18 protein-coding genes are annotated in these 17,883 nt (G+C 51.4%); 16 read left to right on the top strand and 2 right to left on the bottom strand.

Features of this window, described 5'->3' with window-relative positions; all coding sequences use genetic code 11:
• The first annotated feature begins 54 nt into the window (after positions 1-54).
• The 16 genes from nuoF to DBZ16_RS06840 all read left to right on the top strand — a co-directional run bounded on the left by nuoF (position 55) and on the right by DBZ16_RS06840 (position 15,197).
• Positions 55-1,356, top strand: coding sequence for an NADH-quinone oxidoreductase subunit NuoF (gene nuoF / locus DBZ16_RS06925; RefSeq protein WP_107813444.1), 1,302 nt, complete (start codon positions 55-57; stop codon positions 1,354-1,356).
• A complete protein-coding gene (locus DBZ16_RS06920) occupies positions 1,356-1,730 on the top strand; it encodes a hypothetical protein (protein WP_107813443.1) in 375 nt (124 codons plus the stop codon). The genes nuoF and DBZ16_RS06920 overlap by 1 nt, the downstream gene beginning before the upstream one ends.
• A 211-nt stretch (positions 1,731-1,941) precedes the next feature.
• Positions 1,942-2,253 carry a GIY-YIG nuclease family protein gene (locus DBZ16_RS06915; RefSeq protein ID WP_167390269.1) on the top strand — a complete coding sequence of 104 codons (312 nt, stop codon included), beginning with the start codon at positions 1,942-1,944 and terminating at the stop codon, positions 2,251-2,253.
• 317 nt (positions 2,254-2,570) lie between these two features.
• Positions 2,571-4,832: an NADH-quinone oxidoreductase subunit NuoG gene (gene nuoG / locus DBZ16_RS06905; RefSeq protein WP_107813441.1), complete on the top strand. Its 2,262-nt coding sequence runs from the start codon at positions 2,571-2,573 to the stop codon at positions 4,830-4,832.
• Between the two features lie 2 nt (positions 4,833-4,834).
• Entirely contained in the window at positions 4,835-5,911 is a 1,077-nt protein-coding gene (nuoH, locus tag DBZ16_RS06900; protein ID WP_107813440.1) for an NADH-quinone oxidoreductase subunit NuoH, read from the top strand.
• 49 nt (positions 5,912-5,960) lie between these two features.
• Positions 5,961-6,299, top strand: a complete 339-nt coding sequence (locus DBZ16_RS06895) for a hypothetical protein (RefSeq protein ID WP_107813439.1) — start codon at positions 5,961-5,963, stop codon at positions 6,297-6,299.
• A gap of 58 nt (positions 6,300-6,357) precedes the next feature.
• Positions 6,358-6,837 (top strand): NADH-quinone oxidoreductase subunit NuoI, encoded by a 480-nt coding sequence (nuoI, locus tag DBZ16_RS06890; RefSeq protein WP_002216341.1) that lies wholly within the window; start codon positions 6,358-6,360, stop codon positions 6,835-6,837.
• Positions 6,838-6,848: 11 nt separating this feature from the next.
• The gene (locus DBZ16_RS06885; protein ID WP_107813438.1) at positions 6,849-7,520 is read left to right on the top strand and encodes an NADH-quinone oxidoreductase subunit J; all 672 of its coding nucleotides are present in this window, start codon (positions 6,849-6,851) and stop codon (positions 7,518-7,520) included.
• Positions 7,517-7,822: an NADH-quinone oxidoreductase subunit NuoK gene (nuoK, locus tag DBZ16_RS06880; protein WP_002215628.1), complete on the top strand. Its 306-nt coding sequence runs from the start codon at positions 7,517-7,519 to the stop codon at positions 7,820-7,822. Before DBZ16_RS06885 ends, nuoK begins: the two co-directional genes overlap by 4 nt.
• A 79-nt stretch (positions 7,823-7,901) precedes the next feature.
• Entirely contained in the window at positions 7,902-8,348 is a 447-nt protein-coding gene (locus DBZ16_RS16355; RefSeq protein ID WP_240600268.1) for a hypothetical protein, read from the top strand.
• A gap of 311 nt (positions 8,349-8,659) precedes the next feature.
• Positions 8,660-10,684, top strand: a complete 2,025-nt coding sequence (gene nuoL / locus DBZ16_RS06870) for an NADH-quinone oxidoreductase subunit L (RefSeq protein ID WP_107813437.1) — start codon at positions 8,660-8,662, stop codon at positions 10,682-10,684.
• Positions 10,685-10,901: 217 nt separating this feature from the next.
• Entirely contained in the window at positions 10,902-11,207 is a 306-nt protein-coding gene (locus DBZ16_RS06860; RefSeq protein WP_060974467.1) for a chorismate mutase, read from the top strand.
• Positions 11,208-11,260: 53 nt separating this feature from the next.
• Positions 11,261-11,581, top strand: coding sequence for a cupin (locus tag DBZ16_RS06855; protein ID WP_060974468.1), 321 nt, complete (start codon positions 11,261-11,263; stop codon positions 11,579-11,581).
• Between the two features lie 239 nt (positions 11,582-11,820).
• Complete coding sequence (locus DBZ16_RS06850; protein WP_107813436.1) at positions 11,821-13,317, top strand: NADH-quinone oxidoreductase subunit M; 1,497 nt, start codon at positions 11,821-11,823, stop codon at positions 13,315-13,317.
• A 9-nt stretch (positions 13,318-13,326) separates the two neighbouring features.
• Positions 13,327-14,769 carry an NADH-quinone oxidoreductase subunit NuoN gene (nuoN, locus tag DBZ16_RS06845; RefSeq protein WP_107813435.1) on the top strand — a complete coding sequence of 481 codons (1,443 nt, stop codon included), beginning with the start codon at positions 13,327-13,329 and terminating at the stop codon, positions 14,767-14,769.
• A 128-nt stretch (positions 14,770-14,897) separates the two neighbouring features.
• A complete protein-coding gene (locus DBZ16_RS06840; RefSeq protein WP_107813434.1) occupies positions 14,898-15,197 on the top strand; it encodes a DUF2818 family protein in 300 nt (99 codons plus the stop codon).
• 90 nt (positions 15,198-15,287) lie between these two features.
• On the opposite strand, the gene dtd is transcribed toward DBZ16_RS06840, so the two are convergent.
• A complete protein-coding gene (gene dtd / locus DBZ16_RS06835) occupies positions 15,288-15,749 on the bottom strand; it encodes a D-aminoacyl-tRNA deacylase (protein WP_107813433.1) in 462 nt (153 codons plus the stop codon).
• Positions 15,750-16,076: 327 nt separating this feature from the next.
• Positions 16,077-17,474, bottom strand: a complete 1,398-nt coding sequence (locus DBZ16_RS06825) for a tetratricopeptide repeat protein (RefSeq protein WP_430914358.1) — start codon at positions 17,472-17,474, stop codon at positions 16,077-16,079.
• Between the last annotated feature and the right edge of the window lie 409 nt (positions 17,475-17,883).

The following is a 17,883-nucleotide window of genomic DNA, read 5'->3' as shown; positions in this document are numbered from 1 at the left end:
GGCCGTCTGAAACAGCGGCCGCAACCGATACGAAAACGAACAGGCACACCAAAAATGGCTATTTACCAATCAGGCGTGATTTTTGACCAAGTGGATACCGCCAATCCCGACTGCTGGACATTGGACGAATACGTCAAACGCGGCGGTTACAGCGCGCTGCGTAGAATCCTGTCCGAAAACATCTCGCAAACCGACGTGATTGACGAAGTCAAAACTTCCGGTCTGCGCGGGCGCGGCGGTGCGGGCTTTCCGACCGGCTTGAAATGGAGCTTTATGCCCCGTTCCTTCCCCGGCGAAAAATACGTCGTCTGCAACACCGACGAAGGCGAACCGGGTACGTTCAAAGACCGCGACATCATCATGTTCAACCCCCATGCCCTGATTGAAGGCATGATTATCGCCGGTTACGCGATGGGCGCGAAAGCGGGCTACAACTACATTCACGGCGAAATTTTCGAAGGTTATCAACGTTTTGAAGCCGCACTCGACCAAGCGCGCGCCGCAGGCTTTTTGGGTAAAAATATTTTGGGTTCGGATTTTGAATTCGAACTCTTCGCCCACCACGGCTACGGCGCATACATTTGCGGCGAAGAAACCGCATTGCTCGAATCGCTGGAAGGCAAAAAAGGCCAGCCGCGTTTCAAACCGCCGTTCCCTGCCTCGTTTGGCCTGTACGGCAAACCGACCACCATCAACAATACCGAAACCTTTGCCTCCGTACCGTTTATCGTCCGCGACGGCGGTCAGACGTTTGCCGACAAAGGCATTCCGAATGCCGGCGGTACCAAACTGTTCTGCATCTCCGGCCACGTCGAACGTCCGGGTAATTATGAAGTGCCGTTAGGCACGCCGTTTGCCGAAATCCTGAAAATGGCGGGTGGTATGCGCGGCGGCAAAAAACTCAAAGCCGTTATCCCCGGCGGTTCGTCCTCGCCCGTATTGCCTGCCGACATCATGATGCAGACCAATATGGACTACGACTCGATTTCCAAAGCCGGCTCGATGCTCGGTTCCGGCGCGATTATCGTGATGGACGAAGACGTGTGCATGGTCAAAGCCCTTGAGCGATTAAGCTATTTTTACTACGACGAATCCTGCGGCCAATGCACCCCCTGCCGCGAAGGCACCGGCTGGCTCTACCGCATCGTCCACCGCATCGTAGAAGGCAAGGGCCGCATGGAAGACTTGGATTTGCTGGATTCCGTCGGCAACCAAATGGCAGGCCGCACCATCTGCGCCCTCGCCGACGCCGCCGTCTTCCCCGTTCGCAGTTTTACCAAGCATTTCCGTGAGGAGTTTGTGCATTACATTGAACACGGCGGACCGATTAAAGAACATAAGTGGGGAGGGTGGTAATGGCAGAAAGGAATTATTTTGGCTACCCTTGTGATGATTGGGAAGCAGCTAAACTAGAAGCAAAGAAATATTTGATTGAGAAAGTTGCGAAACTAGGCAATGACATCACTTATGGAAATTTGGCATTGGCTATTAAAACAATTGATATTCCTGCATACGGTGATGCCATGAGCAATTTCCTTGATGAGATGAGTCGGTCAACATATGATGCACACGGTTTTATGTTAAGTGCTTTGGTGGTCTCACAGAAAACTGGGGAACCTGGTAAAGGGTTTTGGATATTGGCAAAAGAATTAAATGGAGAACAGAAAAGCTGGGGGTATTGGTACCGCAATGAGAAAAAGAAAATTTGGGAAAAATATAAACAATCCTAAGGTCGTCTGAAAAACACATCGCCGTCATTCCCGCGTAGGCGGGAATCCATAGTGGAATTTACAGAACCCGATATTTGAAAAGCAGTTGCCGAAATTCAAAAAATGGATTCCCGCCTACGCGGGAATGACGGCGGGAGTGGGCAGATGTTTTCAGATGAAAACATCTGTAAATGATATTGAAAAAAGTTGTTTATATTGCAGGAAACAATAAATGCGAAACCATCCGCTTGCTAGGCAACCTGCCGTATATATTTTGGCAAACGGTAAAAACGGAACACTCTATATCGGTGTTACCATGAATTTGCCGGAAAGGGTTTGGCAGCACAAAAACCATGTCAATGTTGATGGCTTTACTGCCCGATATGATGTGCATGATTTGGTTTGGTATGAGTTTTTTGAGAATATGCCTGAAGCAGTTGCCAAAGAAAAAACAATGAAAAAATGGCGACGTGAATGGAAGATTAAACTGATTGAAGAACAAAATCCCGAATGGTTGGATTTATCGGGTGTGTTGTTTGTTTAGTTTTTTATTTCTAAAACTTTAACAACATTCGTCATTCCAGCCCCCGCCTACGCGAGAATAGGCTACGGCGGGAATCAGCGTATAAAGTTAAGAAACCGATGTTTGAAAAGCAGTTGCTGAAATTCAAAAGATGGATTCCCGCCTGCGCGGGAATGACGGCAAAGTGGGATAAACGTAACTGCCAACTACACTTAGATGGTCGTCTGAAAATGACGGTCATAGAGCGGAACGCAAATTCAAAAGGCCGTCTGAAACCCATTTTTCAGACGACCTCCATAAAAGATTATTTATCAAATACCCGTAACTAGGAACGAACCATGTTACAAATCGAAATCGACGGCAAACAGGTATCTGTGGAGCAGGGCGCGACGGTGATTGAGGCCGCGCACAAGCTCGGTACTTATATTCCGCATTTCTGTTACCACAAAAAGCTCTCCATCGCCGCCAACTGCCGTATGTGTCTGGTGGACGTGGAAAAAGCCCCCAAACCGCTGCCCGCCTGCGCCACGCCGGTAACGGACGGCATGATTGTGCGTACGCATTCGGCAAAAGCCCGCGAGGCGCAGGAAGGTGTGATGGAGTTTTTGCTCATCAACCATCCGCTCGACTGTCCGACCTGCGACCAAGGCGGCGAGTGCCAGTTGCAGGATTTGGCGGTGGGCTACGGTAAAACCACCAGCCGCTACACCGAAGAAAAACGTTCCGTCGTCGGCAAAGACATGGGGCCTTTGGTTTCCGCCGAGGAAATGAGCCGCTGCATCCACTGTACCCGCTGCGTGCGTTTCACCGAAGAAATCGCCGGCTTGCAGGAAATTGCGATGGCGAATCGCGGCGAACACTCCGAAATTATGCCTTTCATTGGCAAAGCGGTGGAAACCGAGCTGTCGGGCAACGTCATCGATTTGTGCCCCGTCGGCGCGCTGACCAGCAAACCGTTCCGCTTCAATGCGCGTACTTGGGAATTGAACCGCCGCAAATCCGTTTCCGCCCATGACGCTTTGGGCAGCAACCTGATTGTGCAGACCAAAGACCATACTGTCCGCCGCGTGCTGCCGCTGGAAAACGAAGCGATTAACGAATGCTGGCTGTCCGACCGCGACCGTTTCGCCTATGAAGGTCTGTATCACGAAAGTCGTCTGAAAAATCCGAAAATCAAACAGGGCGGCGAGTGGATGGACGTGGATTGGAAAACCGCGTTGGAATATGTCCGCAGCGCGATTGAATGTATCGCCAAAGACGGCAACCAAAACCAAGTCGGCATTTGGGCGAACCCGATGAATACGGTTGAAGAACTGTATCTGGCGAAGAAACTCGCCGACGGCTTGGGTGTTAAAAACTTCGCCACCCGCCTGCGCCAACAGGACAAACGTCTTTCAGACGACCTCAATGGAGCGCAATGGTTGGGACAAAGTATCGAATCGCTGGCGGACAACGAAGCTGTACTGGTGGTCGGCGCAAACCTGCGCAAAGAACAGCCGCTTCTGACCGCCCGCCTGCGCCGCGCCGCTAAAGACCGCATGGCTTTGAGCGTATTGGCCAGCAGTAAAGAAGAATTGTTTATGCCGCTTCTGTCTCAGGAAGCCGCACATCCCGACGAGTGGGCAGGTCGTCTGAAAAACCTGTCTGCCGATGCGGAACACGCGATTACCGCGAGCCTGAAAAACGCTGAAAAAGCAGCGGTGATTTTGGGTGCGGAAGTGCAAAACCATCCCGATTACGCCGCAATTTACGCCGCCGCGCAAGAGCTGGCGGACGCGACCGGCGCGGTACTGGGCATTCTGCCGCAAGCTGCCAACAGCGTCGGTGCGGACGTTTTGGGCGTGAACTCCGGCGAGAGCGTTGCCGAAATGGCAAATGCGCCGAAACAGGCGGTTTTGCTGCTCAACGTCGAGCCGGAAATCGATACGGCGGACGGTGCAAAAGCCGTAGCCGCGTTGAAACAGGCAAAAAGCGTGATGGCGTTTACACCGTTTGTCAGCGAAACGCTGCTGGACGTGTGCGACGTATTGCTGCCGATTGCGCCGTTTACCGAAACATCGGGCAGCTTCATCAATATGGAAGGCCGTCTGCAATCCTTCCACGGTGTCGTTCAGGGCTTCGGCGATTCGCGTCCGCTGTGGAAAGTGTTGCGCGTATTGGGCAACCTGTTTGACCTGCAAGGCTTTGAATACCACGATACCGCCGCGATTCTGAAAGACGCGTTGGACGTGGAAAGCCTGCCGTCCAAACTGAACAACCGCGTCGCTTCGATTCAAAAAGATTTTCAGACGACCTCAAACCGCCTTGTGCGTGTGGGCGGGGTCGGCATCTATCACACCGATGCCATCGTGCGCCGTTCCGCGCCGTTGCAGGCGACCAGCCATGCCGCCGTGCCTGCCGCGCGTGTGAATCCGAACACTTTGGCGCGCTTAGGTTTGCAAGACGGACAAAACGCTGTTGCCAAACAAAACGGCGCAGGCGTGTCCGTGATGGTCAAAGCCGATGCCGGACTGCCTGAAAACGTGGTGCATCTGCCGCTGCATACCGAAAATGCCGCGCTGGGTGCGTTGATGGATACTATTGAACTGGCAGGAGCTTGATTATGCAGGAATGGTTCCAAAACCTCTTTGCCGCAACGCTCGGTCTGGGCGATTTGGGCATCACCGTGGGCTTGGTGGTATCCGTCATCGTCAAAATCGTGATTATCCTGATTCCGCTGATTCTGACCGTCGCCTACCTGACGTATTTCGAACGTAAAGTCATCGGCTTCATGCAGCTTCGCGTCGGCCCGAACGTAACCGGTCCGTGGGGTCTGATTCAGCCGTTTGCCGACGTGTTCAAACTCTTGTTTAAAGAAGTTACCCGTCCGAAGCTGTCAAACAAAGCCCTGTTCTACATCGGCCCAATTATGTCGCTCGCCCCGTCTTTCGCGGCGTGGGCAGTGATTCCGTTCAACGAAGAATGGGTGCTGACCAATATCAATATCGGCCTTTTGTACATCCTGATGATTACCTCGCTGTCGGTTTACGGCGTGATCATCGCGGGCTGGGCTTCCAACTCCAAATATTCGTTCTTGGGCGCAATGCGTGCTTCCGCGCAAAGCATCTCCTACGAAATCGCCATGAGCGCCGCGCTGGTGTGCGTCGTGATGGTGTCGGGCAGCATGAACTTCTCCGACATCGTTGCCGCACAAGCCAAGGGTATTGCGGGCGGTTCGGTGTTCTCTTGGAACTGGCTGCCGCTGTTCCCAATCTTCATCGTCTATCTGATTTCCGCCGTTGCCGAAACCAACCGCGCACCGTTTGACGTGGCAGAGGGCGAGTCCGAAATCGTTGCCGGACACCACGTCGAATATTCCGGCTTTGCGTTCGCGCTGTTCTTCCTTGCCGAATACATTTTCATGATTCTGATTGCCGCGCTGACCTCGCTGATGTTCCTCGGCGGCTGGCTGTCTCCATTTCCGCAAAGTTGGGGCTTTATCGGCACGCCTTCCGCATTTTGGATGTTCATGAAAATGGCGGCTGTGCTGTACTGGTATTTGTGGATACGTGCAACCTTCCCGCGTTACCGCTACGACCAAATCATGCGCTTGGGCTGGAAAGTGCTGATTCCCATCGGCTTCGCCTACATCGTGATTTTGGGTCTGTGGATGATTTCGCCGCTGAATTTGTGGAAATAGGTCGTCTGAAAACGTTGATTCAGATGCGGCTTTTGAAAGGATGAAGCAAATGAAGAGATATGCAGCAATGTTGTGTTCCGCCATCTTGGCATCATGTGCGCTTGTCGGCGGTATCCAATACGGCGGTCAAAGTGCCACGTTCGGCGGTGACAATGTTTTGCGCAATGATGTCGCGAAGGTGATCAAGCAATGGGAAAGTGCCGCTTTCTTATGCCAAAACATCAAAGCCATCGATGCAAAAATCAGCGATGTCAAACGTGTGAAAGGACGTATGCAGTCCGAGGAAGTGTGGACGGTACAGGCCTGCGGTCAGGTGCATCATTACAATGTGCGTATGCGTGAAGATGAGCGCGGCGAAACAAATTTCAACGTTTCGTTTTTAAAATAACCAGTTTCAGACGGCTTAAAGCCCTCAAAATATTCCCTGAGATAAGGGGTTGAATAATATGGCTAACTTAGTAAAAACCTTTCTTCTGGGCGAGTTGGTAAAAGGCATGGGCGTAACGCTCAAAAACTTTTTCGCCCGCAAAGACACGATTTATTTCCCCGAAGAGAAAACGCCGCAGTCGGTGCGTTTCCGCGGTCTGCACGCGCAACGCCGTTACCCAAACGGCGAGGAACGCTGCATCGCATGTAAATTGTGTGAAGCCGTTTGCCCCGCAATGGCGATCAACATCGAATCGGAAGAACGCGAAGACGGCACGCGCCGAACCAAGCGTTACGACATTGACCTGACCAAGTGCATCTTCTGCGGCTTCTGCGAAGAGGCCTGTCCGACCGATGCGATTGTGGAAACGCATATTTTTGAATACCACGGTGAGAAAAAAGGCGACTTGCACATGACCAAGCCGATCCTCTTGGCAATCGGCGACAAATACGAAGCCGAAATCGCCAAACGCAAAGCCGCTGACGCGCCATACCGCTAAGGAGCAGACGAATGACTTTTTCCGCGATTCTGTTCTATATCCTTGCCGCCATCGTCCTATACGGCGCGCTGCGTACCGTTACTGCGAAAAACCCTGTCCATGCTGCTTTGCATCTGGTGCTGACCTTCTGCGTGAGCGCGATGATTTGGATGCTGATGCAGGCAGAGTTTTTGGGCGTTACGCTGGTGGTTGTGTATGTCGGCGCCGTGATGGTGTTGTTCCTGTTCGTCGTGATGATGCTGAACATCGACATCGAGGAAATGCGCGCCGGTTTCTGGCGTCATGCGCCTGTTGCCGGTGTGGTCGGTACGTTGTTAGCAGTTGTCCTGATTCTGATTTTGGTCAACCCGAAAACCGACCTTGCCGCGTTTGGTTTGATGAAAGACATTCCTGCGGATTACAACAACATCCGCGATTTGGGCAGTCGTATTTATACCGAATACCTGTTGCCGTTTGAATTGGCGGCGGTATTGCTGCTGTTGGGTATGGTGGCGGCGATTGCGCTGGTTCACCGCAAAACCATCAATCCAAAACGCATGGATCCTGCCGACCAAGTTAAAGTACGCGCCGACCAAGGTCGTATGCGCTTGGTGAAAATGGAAGCCGTGAAACCGCAAACCGAATCTCTCGAAGAAAACGAAGTTTCAGACGACCTCAAGCCGAAAGAGGAGGGCAAAGCATGATTACCTTGACGCATTATTTGGTATTGGGCGCGCTCCTGTTCGGTATCAGCGCGATGGGCATTTTTATGAACCGCAAAAACGTGCTGGTCTTACTGATGTCGATCGAGCTGATGCTCTTGGCGGTGAACTTCAACTTTATCGCCTTCTCGCAGCATCTGGGCGATACCGCCGGACAGATTTTCGTATTCTTCGTATTGACTGTCGCTGCTGCCGAATCCGCCATCGGTTTGGCGATTATGGTGCTGGTGTACCGCAACCGACAAACGATTAATGTTGCCGATTTGGACGAGTTGAAAGGTTAGGGAGACAGGGGTCGTCTGAAAAATGCAGATCCCCTTCCCAATATGTTTATAAGTGTATGGTCGCCAATAAATATAAAAAATGAGAAATATATCGAATTATGCCAAGCTAGGTTTATTAGCTTTCTTGATTGCTTGCTCTTCTAGTGTTGCGCTGGCTAAAAGTAGCCGTCCGGCAGGGTTATATATGACCCCATATTTTGGACAGGGAAATGCAAAAATTGTGACTGTTGCCTTATTTCCAAATCGTCAATATTGCATGCAGAGCGATGATAAGCCTGGAAAGGTACGACGTGGTACTTACCGACTGGTCAAACAAAAAATATATTTGGATAACGGCATGAAGTTGGCTAAATATAAAGATGATTTTGGCGACCCGAGTCATGAGTTTTATAGCTTTTCACAAAATGGCAAAGAGATAGATATGTTGGGTTATGCTGATGACCAGTTTTTCATTAAAAGAGAGGGTTGGAGCCCAAAAAAAATTTGGCGTTCTCTGAAAATAGAAGTATGTAACGATTACCGTTAGACAAAAACTGATGGGAAATTTGGAAGAGTAGGGGGCGTCTGAAAAGCGATTTCAGACTGTTTCAGGCGACCTGATGCGGTAGGTTGGGCTAACCCCGACGAAAAAAATAACATGACCGATTAAAGCCCATTGTCTTGAAGGACAGCTTTATCAGATTTGAGTATGTAGCGTGCAGTATGGGTTGAAGTTGAAAACCCATTAATAAAGATACGAAGACAGCTTGAAAGTGTCGAATTGGCAAGCCAATCTAAAAAACCTTTCGGGCAGTCTGAAGTTTAGAAAACTCCTAAAATCAAAAAGGTTCATCCAAAATGAACGACATGACTTTATATCTCATCATTGCCCTCGTGCCTTTGGCAGGCTCGCTGATTGCGGGTTTGTTCGGCAATAAAATCGGACGTGCCGGCGCGCATACGGTTACGATACTCGGCGTGGCGGTGTCCGCCGTGCTGTCGGCTTATGTGCTGTGGGGCTTTATCGACGGCAGCCGCGCCAAGTTTGACGAGAATGTCTATACCTGGCTGACGATGGGCGGTTTGGATTTTTCCGTCGGCTTCTTGGTCGATACGATGACGGCGATGATGATGGTCGTGGTAACGGGCGTGTCGTTGATGGTGCATATCTACACCATCGGCTATATGCACGATGAAAAAGTCGGCTACCAACGCTTCTTCAGCTATATTTCTTTGTTTACATTCAGCATGTTGATGCTGATTATGAGCAACAACTTCATTCAGCTCTTCTTCGGTTGGGAAGCGGTGGGTTTGGTGTCGTATCTCTTGATCGGTTTCTATTTCAAACGTCCGAGCGCGATTTTTGCCAATCTGAAAGCCTTTTTGATCAACCGTGTCGGCGACTTCGGCTTTTTGCTCGGTATCGGTTTGGTACTTGCCTATTTCGGTGGCAGCCTGCGCTACCAGGACGTATTCGCCTATCTGCCCAACGTACAAAATGCCACCATCCAGCTTTTCCCCGGTGTGGAATGGTCTTTGATTACCGTAACCTGCCTGCTGTTGTTTGTGGGCGCGATGGGTAAATCGGCGCAGTTCCCGCTGCATGTCTGGCTGCCCGATTCGATGGAAGGCCCGACCCCGATTTCTGCATTGATTCACGCCGCGACGATGGTTACGGCGGGTCTGTTCATGGTATCGCGCATGTCGCCGATTTACGAAATGAGCAGCACCGCGCTGTCGGTCATTATGGTGATTGGCGCGATTACCGCCCTGTTTATGGGCTTCTTGGGCGTGATTCAAAACGACATCAAGCGCGTGGTTGCGTATTCCACCCTGTCGCAACTGGGCTACATGACCGTGGCTCTGGGCGCGTCCGCCTATTCCGTGGCGATGTTCCACGTCATGACCCACGCCTTTTTTAAAGCCTTGCTGTTCTTGGCGGCGGGTAGCGCAATTATTGGTATGCACCACGACCAAGACATGCGCCACATGGGCAATCTGAAAAAATACATGCCGATTACTTGGTTAACTATGCTGATCGGTAACTTGTCGCTGATCGGTACGCCGTTCTTCTCCGGCTTCTACTCCAAAGATTCGATTATCGAAGCAGCGAAATACAGCACCCTGCCGGGCAGCGGATTTGCCTATTTCGCCGTCCTCGCCAGCGTGTTCGTTACTGCGTTCTACGCATTCCGCCAATACTTTATGGTGTTCCACGGCGAAGAGAAATGGCGCAGCCTGCCTGAACATCATGACGATCATCATGGTGAAGAGCATCACGGCTTGGGCAAAAACGACAATCCGCATGAAAGCCCGTTGGTCGTTACCCTGCCGCTAATTCTGCTTGCCATTCCGTCCGTCATCATCGGCTATGTTGCCATCGAGCCTATGCTTTACGGCGATTTCTTCAAAGACGTGATTTTCGTCAACGCCGACGCGCATCCGACCATGCACATCATGAAGGAAGAGTTCCACGGCGCATTGGCAATGGTGTCGCACAGCCTGCATTCGCCTGTACTCTACCTTGCTATCGCAGGCGTATTGAGCGCATGGCTCTTGTACGTCAAACTGCCGCACCTGCCTGCGAAAATTGCACAGGCGTTCCGTCCGGTTTACGTTTTGTTTGAAAACAAATACTACCTCGACGCCCTGTATTTCAATGTTTTCGCCAAAGGCACGCGCGCATTGGGTACTTTCTTCTGGAAAGTCGGCGATACCGCCATTATCGACAACGGTATCGTCAACGGCTCCGCCAAACTGGTCGGCGCGATTGCCGCGCAGGTACGCAAAGTCCAAACCGGCTTCATCTATACCTATGCCGCTGCTATGGTATTCGGTGTATTGGTATTGCTCGGCATGACTTTCTGGGGATTGTTCAGATAAAGGCAGAGTTTCAGACGACCTGTCCGTAGTCGGTTTAGAGGTCGTCTGAAAAGAACCATTCAAGTTGTAGGTCGGATACTTGTATCCGACATGAAAAAGAAAATAGTACAGCGTGTCGGATTCGAGAATCCGACTTACGGCATATCGGGATTGTGCAGGTAAAAATGAGATTTTCAGACGACGTTTAGGCCGTCTGAAAAAGAAAACACGAGAAACAATGGTTGAATACAAATTACCGCAAACCCTAGACAAAGTCCGCGAAGCCATCGACGGTTTGGACAAGGAATTAATAGAATTGCTCGCCCGCCGGCAGAAGCTGGTACGGCAGGCAGGCCGTCTGAAACCTAAAAACGATGTGCAGGCGGTTTCCGCGCCCGAACGGGTGGCGCAAGTGATTGCCTCGCGCCGTGCCTATGCCGAAAAGGCCGGTTTGTCGCCCGAAGTGGCCGAAGCAGTTTGGCGCAGCATGATTGATGCGTTCATTAAATTGGAGATGGAAACCAACCGTGCCGACGGGATTTAATAAACAGTTGTATCGACAGGTTTATCTAGATACAGAATCAAAGAGACGCGAAAATGCCCGACGCACATACCATCCGCTCCGCCGAATTTACCGCTTCCCGCGCATGGGGCGCACTCGACATCGCCAATATGAACGGCACCACCGTGCGCCTGCACTGGACGGACCAGTCCTACAAATGGCACGTCAACGACGGCGAGGAAGTGTTTGCCGTGATGGACGGCGAAGTTGATATGCACTACCGAGAAAACGGCGAAGAACGCATCGTTCGGTTGAAAAGCGGCGACATCTTCTACGCAGGAATCGGTACGGAACACGTTGCCCATCCGTGCGGCGAAGCTCGGATTTTGGTGATTGAGAAAGACGGCAGTGTTTGAGGTCGTCTGAAAAAGAAAACCATTCAAGTTGTAGGTCGGATACTTGTATCCGACATGAAAAAGAAAATAGTACAGCGTGTCGGATTCGAGAATCCGACCTACGGCTGGAAGATTCGGCAGAATTAGCTTGAAACAAATAGCAGAAGCCTGAACAATCTTTTTCAGACGACCTCTTAAAACGTCGTCTGAAAAACCAACCCACACAACTATATTTTTATTTTAACCACAGGTTAACCACTATGTTTTCCAACTACCTACTCAGCTTGGCAATATGGATACCCATCGCTGCAGGCGTGCTGGTTTTGGCGACGGGGCCGGACAGCCGTGCGCCGCTTGCCCGCGTGCTCGCTTTAATCGGTGCGCTTGCCGGTTTCTTGGTAACGCTGCCCTTGTTTACGGGTTTCGACCGTTTGAGCGGCGGCTATCAGTTTACCGAGTTCCACGAGTGGATTCCGCTTTTGCGAATCAATTACTCGCTGGGGGTGGACGGTATTTCGGTGCTGTTTGTCATTCTGAACGCGTTTATCACGCTGATGGTGGTGCTGGCGGGTTGGGAAGTGATTCAGAAGCGTCCGGCGCAGTATATGGCGGCGTTTTTAATCATGTCGGGCCTGATTAACGGCGCGTTTTCAGCGCGGGATGCCCTGCTGTTTTATGTGTTCTTCGAGGGTATGCTGATTCCGCTGTACCTGATTATCGGTGTGTGGGGTGGTCCGCGCCGCGTGTATGCGTCGGTGAAGCTGTTTCTCTATACGCTGATGGGTTCGTTGCTGATGCTGGTGGCGATTGTGTACCTGTCTTACCAAGTCGGCGGCTTTGCGATTGAGGATTTCCAAAACATCAAACAGATTCCGCTGGGCGTGCAACAGCTTTTGTTTGTGGCGTTTTTCCTGTCGTTTGCGGTGAAAGTGCCGATGTTCCCCGTGCACACTTGGCTGCCGGATGCCCACGTTGAGGCGCCGACGGGCGGTTCGATGGTATTGGCGGCGATTACGCTGAAATTGGGCGCATACGGCTTTTTGCGCTTCATTCTGCCGATTCTGCCCGATGCGTCGCGCTATTTCGCGCCGGTCATCATTGTGTTGAGCCTGATTGCGGTGGTGTATATCGGCATGGTTGCGCTGGTGCAGACCGATATGAAAAAACTGGTGGCGTATTCGTCCATCAGCCATATGGGTTTCGTTACCTTGGGGATGTTCTTATTCATTAACGGCCAGTTGAACGACTGGGCGTTGAAAGGCGCGGTCATCCAGATGATTTCGCACGGTTTCGTGTCGGCGGCGATGTTTATGTGTATCGGTGTGATGTACGACCGCCTGCACACGCGCAATATCGCCGATTACGGCGGCGTGGTGAACGTGATGCCCAAGTTTGCGGCTTTTATGATGCTGTTTGCGATGGCGAATGCGGGTCTGCCGGCGACTTCGGGCTTCGTGGGCGAGTTTATGGTGATTATGGGCGCGGTCAAAGTGAATTTCTGGGTGGGCGCGCTGGCGGCGCTGACGCTGATTTACGGCGCGTCTTACACGCTGTGGATGTATAAGCGCGTGATTTTCGGCGTGGTCGGCAATCCGCACGTTGCCGATATGAAAGACATCAACTGCCGCGAATTTGCGATTCTGGCGATTTTGGCGGTTGCGGTATTGGGTATGGGCCTGTATCCGCAGGCGTTTATCGAAGTGGTGCATCAGGCGGCAAACGATTTGATTGCCCATGTGGCGCAAAGCAAGATTTGAGGTGTGCGAATGAACTTGATTGATTTGAACTTAATGCCTGCCATGCCCGAAATCGTGCTGTTTGCGCTGCTGTTGGTGGTGTTGCTGGCGGACTTGTGGATTAGCGATGAAAACCGCTATCTGACCCATCTGATGAGCTTGGGCACCATTATTGTCGTGACAGGTGCGCAGCTTGCAGTGTGGGAGCAGGGCAGTGTGTTGGCATTTAACGGAATGTATGTCGCCGACGGTATGTCGCGCCTGTCCAAGCTGGTGCTGTACGGGCTGACCTTCGGGCTGTTTATTTACAGCAAGCCCTACAATCAGGCGCGCGGTATTTTTAAAGGCGAGTTTTACACTTTGTCGCTGTTTGCGCTCTTAGGCATGAGCGTGATGGTGAGCGCGGCGCATTTCCTGACCGCCTATATCGGTCTGGAACTTTTGTCGCTGTCGCTTTACGCCATGATTGCCCTGCGCCGGGATTCCGGACGCTCCGCCGAAGCCGCGCTCAAATATTTCGTCTTGGGTGCGCTGGCTTCCGGTCTGCTGCTCTACGGTATTTCGATGGTGTACGGCGCGACGCATTCGCTCGACTTCGCCACTGTTTTGGCATCGTCTTATAGCGAAATTGCCAACGAGTGGCTGTTGAAACTGGGGCTGGTGTTTATCGTTGTGGCGGTGGCGTTCAAACTGGGCGCAGTGCCGTTTCATATGTGGGTGCCCGACGTGTACCACGGTGCGCCGACATCCGTCGCCGCGTTTATCGGTACGGCGCCTAAAATTGCCGCTGTGATGTTTGCTTTCCGTATTTTGCTGACCGGCTTTGGCGAAGTGCATCAATACTGGGCGCCTATGTTTGCCGTTCTTGCCGTCGCATCGCTTGTGGTCGGTAATCTTGCCGCGATTATGCAGACCAATATCAAACGTATGCTTGCCTATTCGACTGTGTCGCACATGGGCTTTATCCTGCTGGCGTTTATGGCAGGCTCAATCGGTGCTACCGCAGGTCTGTATTACGCCATTACTTATGCGTTGATGGCGGCTGCGGGCTTCGGCATATTGATGGTATTGTCCAACGACAATATCGAGTGTGAAGAAATCAAAGATTTGGCAGGTTTGAACCAACGTCATGCTTGGTTTGCCTTCCTGATGCTGCTGGTTATGTTCTCTATGGCAGGTATCCCGCCGCTGATGGGTTTCTATGCCAAATTCGGTGTGATTATGGTGTTGCTGAAATTCCATCACGTTTGGTTGTCGGTTTTCGCCGTCGTTATGTCCTTAATCGGCGCGTTCTACTACCTGCGTGTGGTTAAAGTCATGTATTTCGACGAACCCGCCCATGACCAGCCCGTCGGCAGCAATTACGCCGCCAAATTCTTCCTAAGCGTCAACGCGTTTTTGCTGGTTTTGTGGGGTGTGATGCCGCAAACGATGATTGACTGGTGCGCAAGAGCTTTGGAAAACACTTTGTAAGGCGATGAACCGAAACGGCAGCCGTGTCAGAGGCTGCCGTTTTTGTTAAGATACACCGTCCCAACATTATTTTTCAGACGACCCTTTGAATCAAAGAGGTCGTCTGAAAACAGAAAGACACATACATCATGACCGCATCCATGTACATTCTTTTGGTATTGGCGCTCATCTTCGCCAATGCCCCCTTCGTGACCGCCAAATTTTTCGGCGTACTCCCGCTCAAGCGCAAACATTTCGGGCATCACCTCGTCGAATTGGCGGCAGGCTTCATCCTGACCGCTATCCTCGCCTACATCCTCGAATCCCGCGCTGGCGCGGTTCAGCATCAAGACTGGGAGTTTTACGCTACCGTAATCTGCCTCTACCTGATATTCGCCTTCCCTTGTTTCGTATGGCGTTATTTCTGGCATGCGCGCAACCGTGAATAAGCTTTTCAGACGACCTCAGCGTTATTTCTTGCCATGAGCCTTCGCTGGCTTATCTGAATTTTGGTCAACATGCGGTTAATTGTATTTGTTTTAAAACAGCTTTTTGGAATCCAGCAGCAGGGTAACGGGGCCGTCGTTGCAGAGTGAAACCTGCATATGGGTTTGGAAGCGGCCGGTTTCTACCGTCAGACCGTGGGTGCGTAATAATTCTGCAGTGCGTTGATAAAGGGATTCTGCCTGTTGGGCAGGGGCGGCAGCGGAAAAAGAGGGACGGCGGCCGCTGCGCGCATCAGCGTAGAGGGTGAACTGTGAAACGAGCAAGACGGATCCGCCCGTGTCTTTAAGCGACAGATTTAATTTTCCGGCTTCATCTTCAAAAATGCGCAGATTGGCTATCTTGTCGGCGATATAAGAGGCATCGGTTTCGTTGTCATCGTGTGTAATGCCTAAAAGAATCAAGAAGCCGTGACTGATTTTGCCGCTGGTTTCGCGGTGTCCTTCGCTCAGGACGTCAACTTGGGCATGGCTTACTTTTTGAATAACGGCGCGCATGTGGTTTCCTTGAATAAGATAATGCAGCAAGGTGGATGGTTTCGCTGCCTGATGTTGATTTGTCTGGGAAAGGTCGTCTGAAAACGATTGGCTCTAGTCTAACAGAGTATTTCTGTTGGTCTAGAGCCATTTGTTTTATAGTGGATTAACTTTAAACCAGTACGGCGTTACCTCGCCTTAGCTCAAAGAGAACGATTCTCTAAGGTGCTGAAGCACCAAGTGAATCGGTTCCGTACTATCTGTACTGTCTGCGGCTTCGTCGCCTTGTCCTGATTTAAATTTAATCCACTATATAAGTTTGGATTTTATAGCGGGATGCCGTCGGGTTTAAAGGCTTACTTCCTTCTGCCATTTTGCCAGTAGGGGACGCAAGGCATCGGGATTTCCATAGCAGCCGCTAATGGCAGCCTGCAACCAACGACAGGCGGTAGGGATGTGGCTGGAGACGCCTTGCCCGTGGTAATAGAGTCGTGCCAAATAGTATTGAGCTTCGGTATGGCCTTGTTCCGCCGCGATTTCAAACCAATGGGCGGCAGATTGGAAATCGACCTCAACGCCTTGTCCGTAATAATACAATTTGCCCAATGTGGCGGCGGCATTTTTGTGATGGAATTCGGCGGCTTCTAAATACAGTTTTCTGGCGCGGTCGTAATCCACCGCTGTTCCTATGCCGTAATGACATGCTTCGGCATCGCGGAAGGTTTGTTCCGTTTTTTGGAAGAGTAGGGCAGCTTCCCTGATTTGTTCATACTGCTGGGGATTATGCAGCGCGGCATCACTGAGCAGCTTTTGGATGGCGGTGGCGCTGCCGAGTGTCGCGGCACGGTGGTAATAGTCGTGCGCTGCGTGCGGGTCGGCTTTGACGCCGAGTCCGTAGCGGTAGAGGTCGCCCATAATGCGCAAAGCTTCCGGATGGCGGCGGTCTGCAGCAAAACGGGTGTGGCGCATGGCTTGGAGCGGGTCTCGTCCGATCAGTTTGCCTGTCAGACTGTGTTGCGCCAAGGCGGCCGCGGCGTCTCCACTGCCTTTCGTGGCAGCTTTCCGATACCAAATCATGGATTCCGTCTGATTTTGCGCAGCAAGTAAGTCGCCCAACATGACTTGTGCAGCGATAAATCCTGCATCCGCTGCCTGCCGTAAATGGTTTTCGGCTTGAGCAGTATCGGCTTTCACGCCCATGCCGCGGTAGTACATTTTCCCCAATTGCCAATGTGCGGGGGCAAATCCTTGTTCTGCCGCTTGTCGGTATAACTTGAGCGCGCTTTCAAAATCAGGCTTCAGGCTGTGGCGGTAGGCAAGGCAGTATTGTGCTTCGGCGGAGTTTTGCGCCAAAGCAAGCTGCGCCCAGTAGCGCATTTGGGATTCGTTTCGCTCTTGGTAAAAGCGCATCAGAATGTGCTGCGCTTCCAGCATTCCTGCTTCGCCCAAGCGGGCATATGCGGATAAATGGTGTGCGGTCGGGATGCCTTGTTGCTCGTTGTTTTGCAATAGCGAGAATTCTTCCTCGGGCGTCAACTCGACAGGTTTGGGTTGAGACTTGGGGGGCGCGGCGGTTAAGCGCGTCAGACCGGAGGCGTAGGTGATTTTGTTGACTTGATAGGCAGTACCGGCGTACCGATTGCCTGCTGTCTGTTGGGGCAGCAGTGCAGGGCTGACTGTGTCGGCGGTCATTCTGTTTGCCGGCTTGACAGAGAGCGTACGGGAAGAGTCGGGTACTGCGGTCATAAGGTGAGATCGGAAAACGGACTGGGATGGTTATTATACTGTTTTCTGTAATTTATTGTTAATAATATGACGAGAATATCGTTAGTTATTTGCAATCGTGGGAAATGGAATAAATACAGTGAGTTATATTTTCTTTTGATATTTGTGATAGGGACGTCAGGTCGTAGGGCGAATATTTGGGTGTGTTGTAAAATTCAAATATAAACAATAAGATAAATTGTTGTTGATTTGGAAGTGAACTAGGTGTAGTTGGCAATGGGTAGGGGGTGTGGTCGGAGCAGTGTGAAGTTGTTGGAGGTATCGGCTTCAATCAATTGTAAAGATGGAAAGGGGTTGTCTTTTGTTTACAACAATCTGAAGGCTGAGGAGATGGGGATATTGTACGGCGAATAGGGGAGTGGACTTTAAA

The organism is Neisseria sicca, assembly GCF_003044565.1.
Lineage (GTDB): Bacteria > Pseudomonadota > Gammaproteobacteria > Burkholderiales > Neisseriaceae > Neisseria > Neisseria sicca_A.
Note: the sequence above shows the minus strand (reverse complement) of the source record. Positions and strands in the feature narration are given on the sequence as shown.

Excerpts from the sequence above, each read along its gene's own strand:
- nuoF (WP_107813444.1), top strand. The coding sequence starts at position 55 with ATGGCTATTTACCAATCAGGCGTGATTTTTGACCAAGTGGATACCGCC.
- DBZ16_RS06920 (WP_107813443.1), top strand. The coding sequence starts at position 1,356 with ATGGCAGAAAGGAATTATTTTGGCTACCCTTGTGATGATTGGGAAGCA.
- DBZ16_RS06915 (WP_167390269.1), top strand. The coding sequence starts at position 1,942 with ATGCGAAACCATCCGCTTGCTAGGCAACCTGCCGTATATATTTTGGCA.
- nuoG (WP_107813441.1), top strand. The coding sequence starts at position 2,571 with ATGTTACAAATCGAAATCGACGGCAAACAGGTATCTGTGGAGCAGGGC.
- nuoH (WP_107813440.1), top strand. The coding sequence starts at position 4,835 with ATGCAGGAATGGTTCCAAAACCTCTTTGCCGCAACGCTCGGTCTGGGC.
- DBZ16_RS06895 (WP_107813439.1), top strand. The coding sequence starts at position 5,961 with ATGAAGAGATATGCAGCAATGTTGTGTTCCGCCATCTTGGCATCATGT.
- nuoI (WP_002216341.1), top strand. The coding sequence starts at position 6,358 with ATGGCTAACTTAGTAAAAACCTTTCTTCTGGGCGAGTTGGTAAAAGGC.
- DBZ16_RS06885 (WP_107813438.1), top strand. The coding sequence starts at position 6,849 with ATGACTTTTTCCGCGATTCTGTTCTATATCCTTGCCGCCATCGTCCTA.
- nuoK (WP_002215628.1), top strand. The coding sequence starts at position 7,517 with ATGATTACCTTGACGCATTATTTGGTATTGGGCGCGCTCCTGTTCGGT.
- DBZ16_RS16355 (WP_240600268.1), top strand. The coding sequence starts at position 7,902 with ATGAGAAATATATCGAATTATGCCAAGCTAGGTTTATTAGCTTTCTTG.
- nuoL (WP_107813437.1), top strand. The coding sequence starts at position 8,660 with ATGAACGACATGACTTTATATCTCATCATTGCCCTCGTGCCTTTGGCA.
- DBZ16_RS06860 (WP_060974467.1), top strand. The coding sequence starts at position 10,902 with ATGGTTGAATACAAATTACCGCAAACCCTAGACAAAGTCCGCGAAGCC.
- DBZ16_RS06855 (WP_060974468.1), top strand. The coding sequence starts at position 11,261 with ATGCCCGACGCACATACCATCCGCTCCGCCGAATTTACCGCTTCCCGC.
- DBZ16_RS06850 (WP_107813436.1), top strand. The coding sequence starts at position 11,821 with ATGTTTTCCAACTACCTACTCAGCTTGGCAATATGGATACCCATCGCT.
- nuoN (WP_107813435.1), top strand. The coding sequence starts at position 13,327 with ATGAACTTGATTGATTTGAACTTAATGCCTGCCATGCCCGAAATCGTG.
- DBZ16_RS06840 (WP_107813434.1), top strand. The coding sequence starts at position 14,898 with ATGACCGCATCCATGTACATTCTTTTGGTATTGGCGCTCATCTTCGCC.
- dtd (WP_107813433.1), bottom strand. The coding sequence starts at position 15,749 with ATGCGCGCCGTTATTCAAAAAGTAAGCCATGCCCAAGTTGACGTCCTG.
- DBZ16_RS06825 (WP_430914358.1), bottom strand. The coding sequence starts at position 17,474 with ATGACCGCAGTACCCGACTCTTCCCGTACGCTCTCTGTCAAGCCGGCA.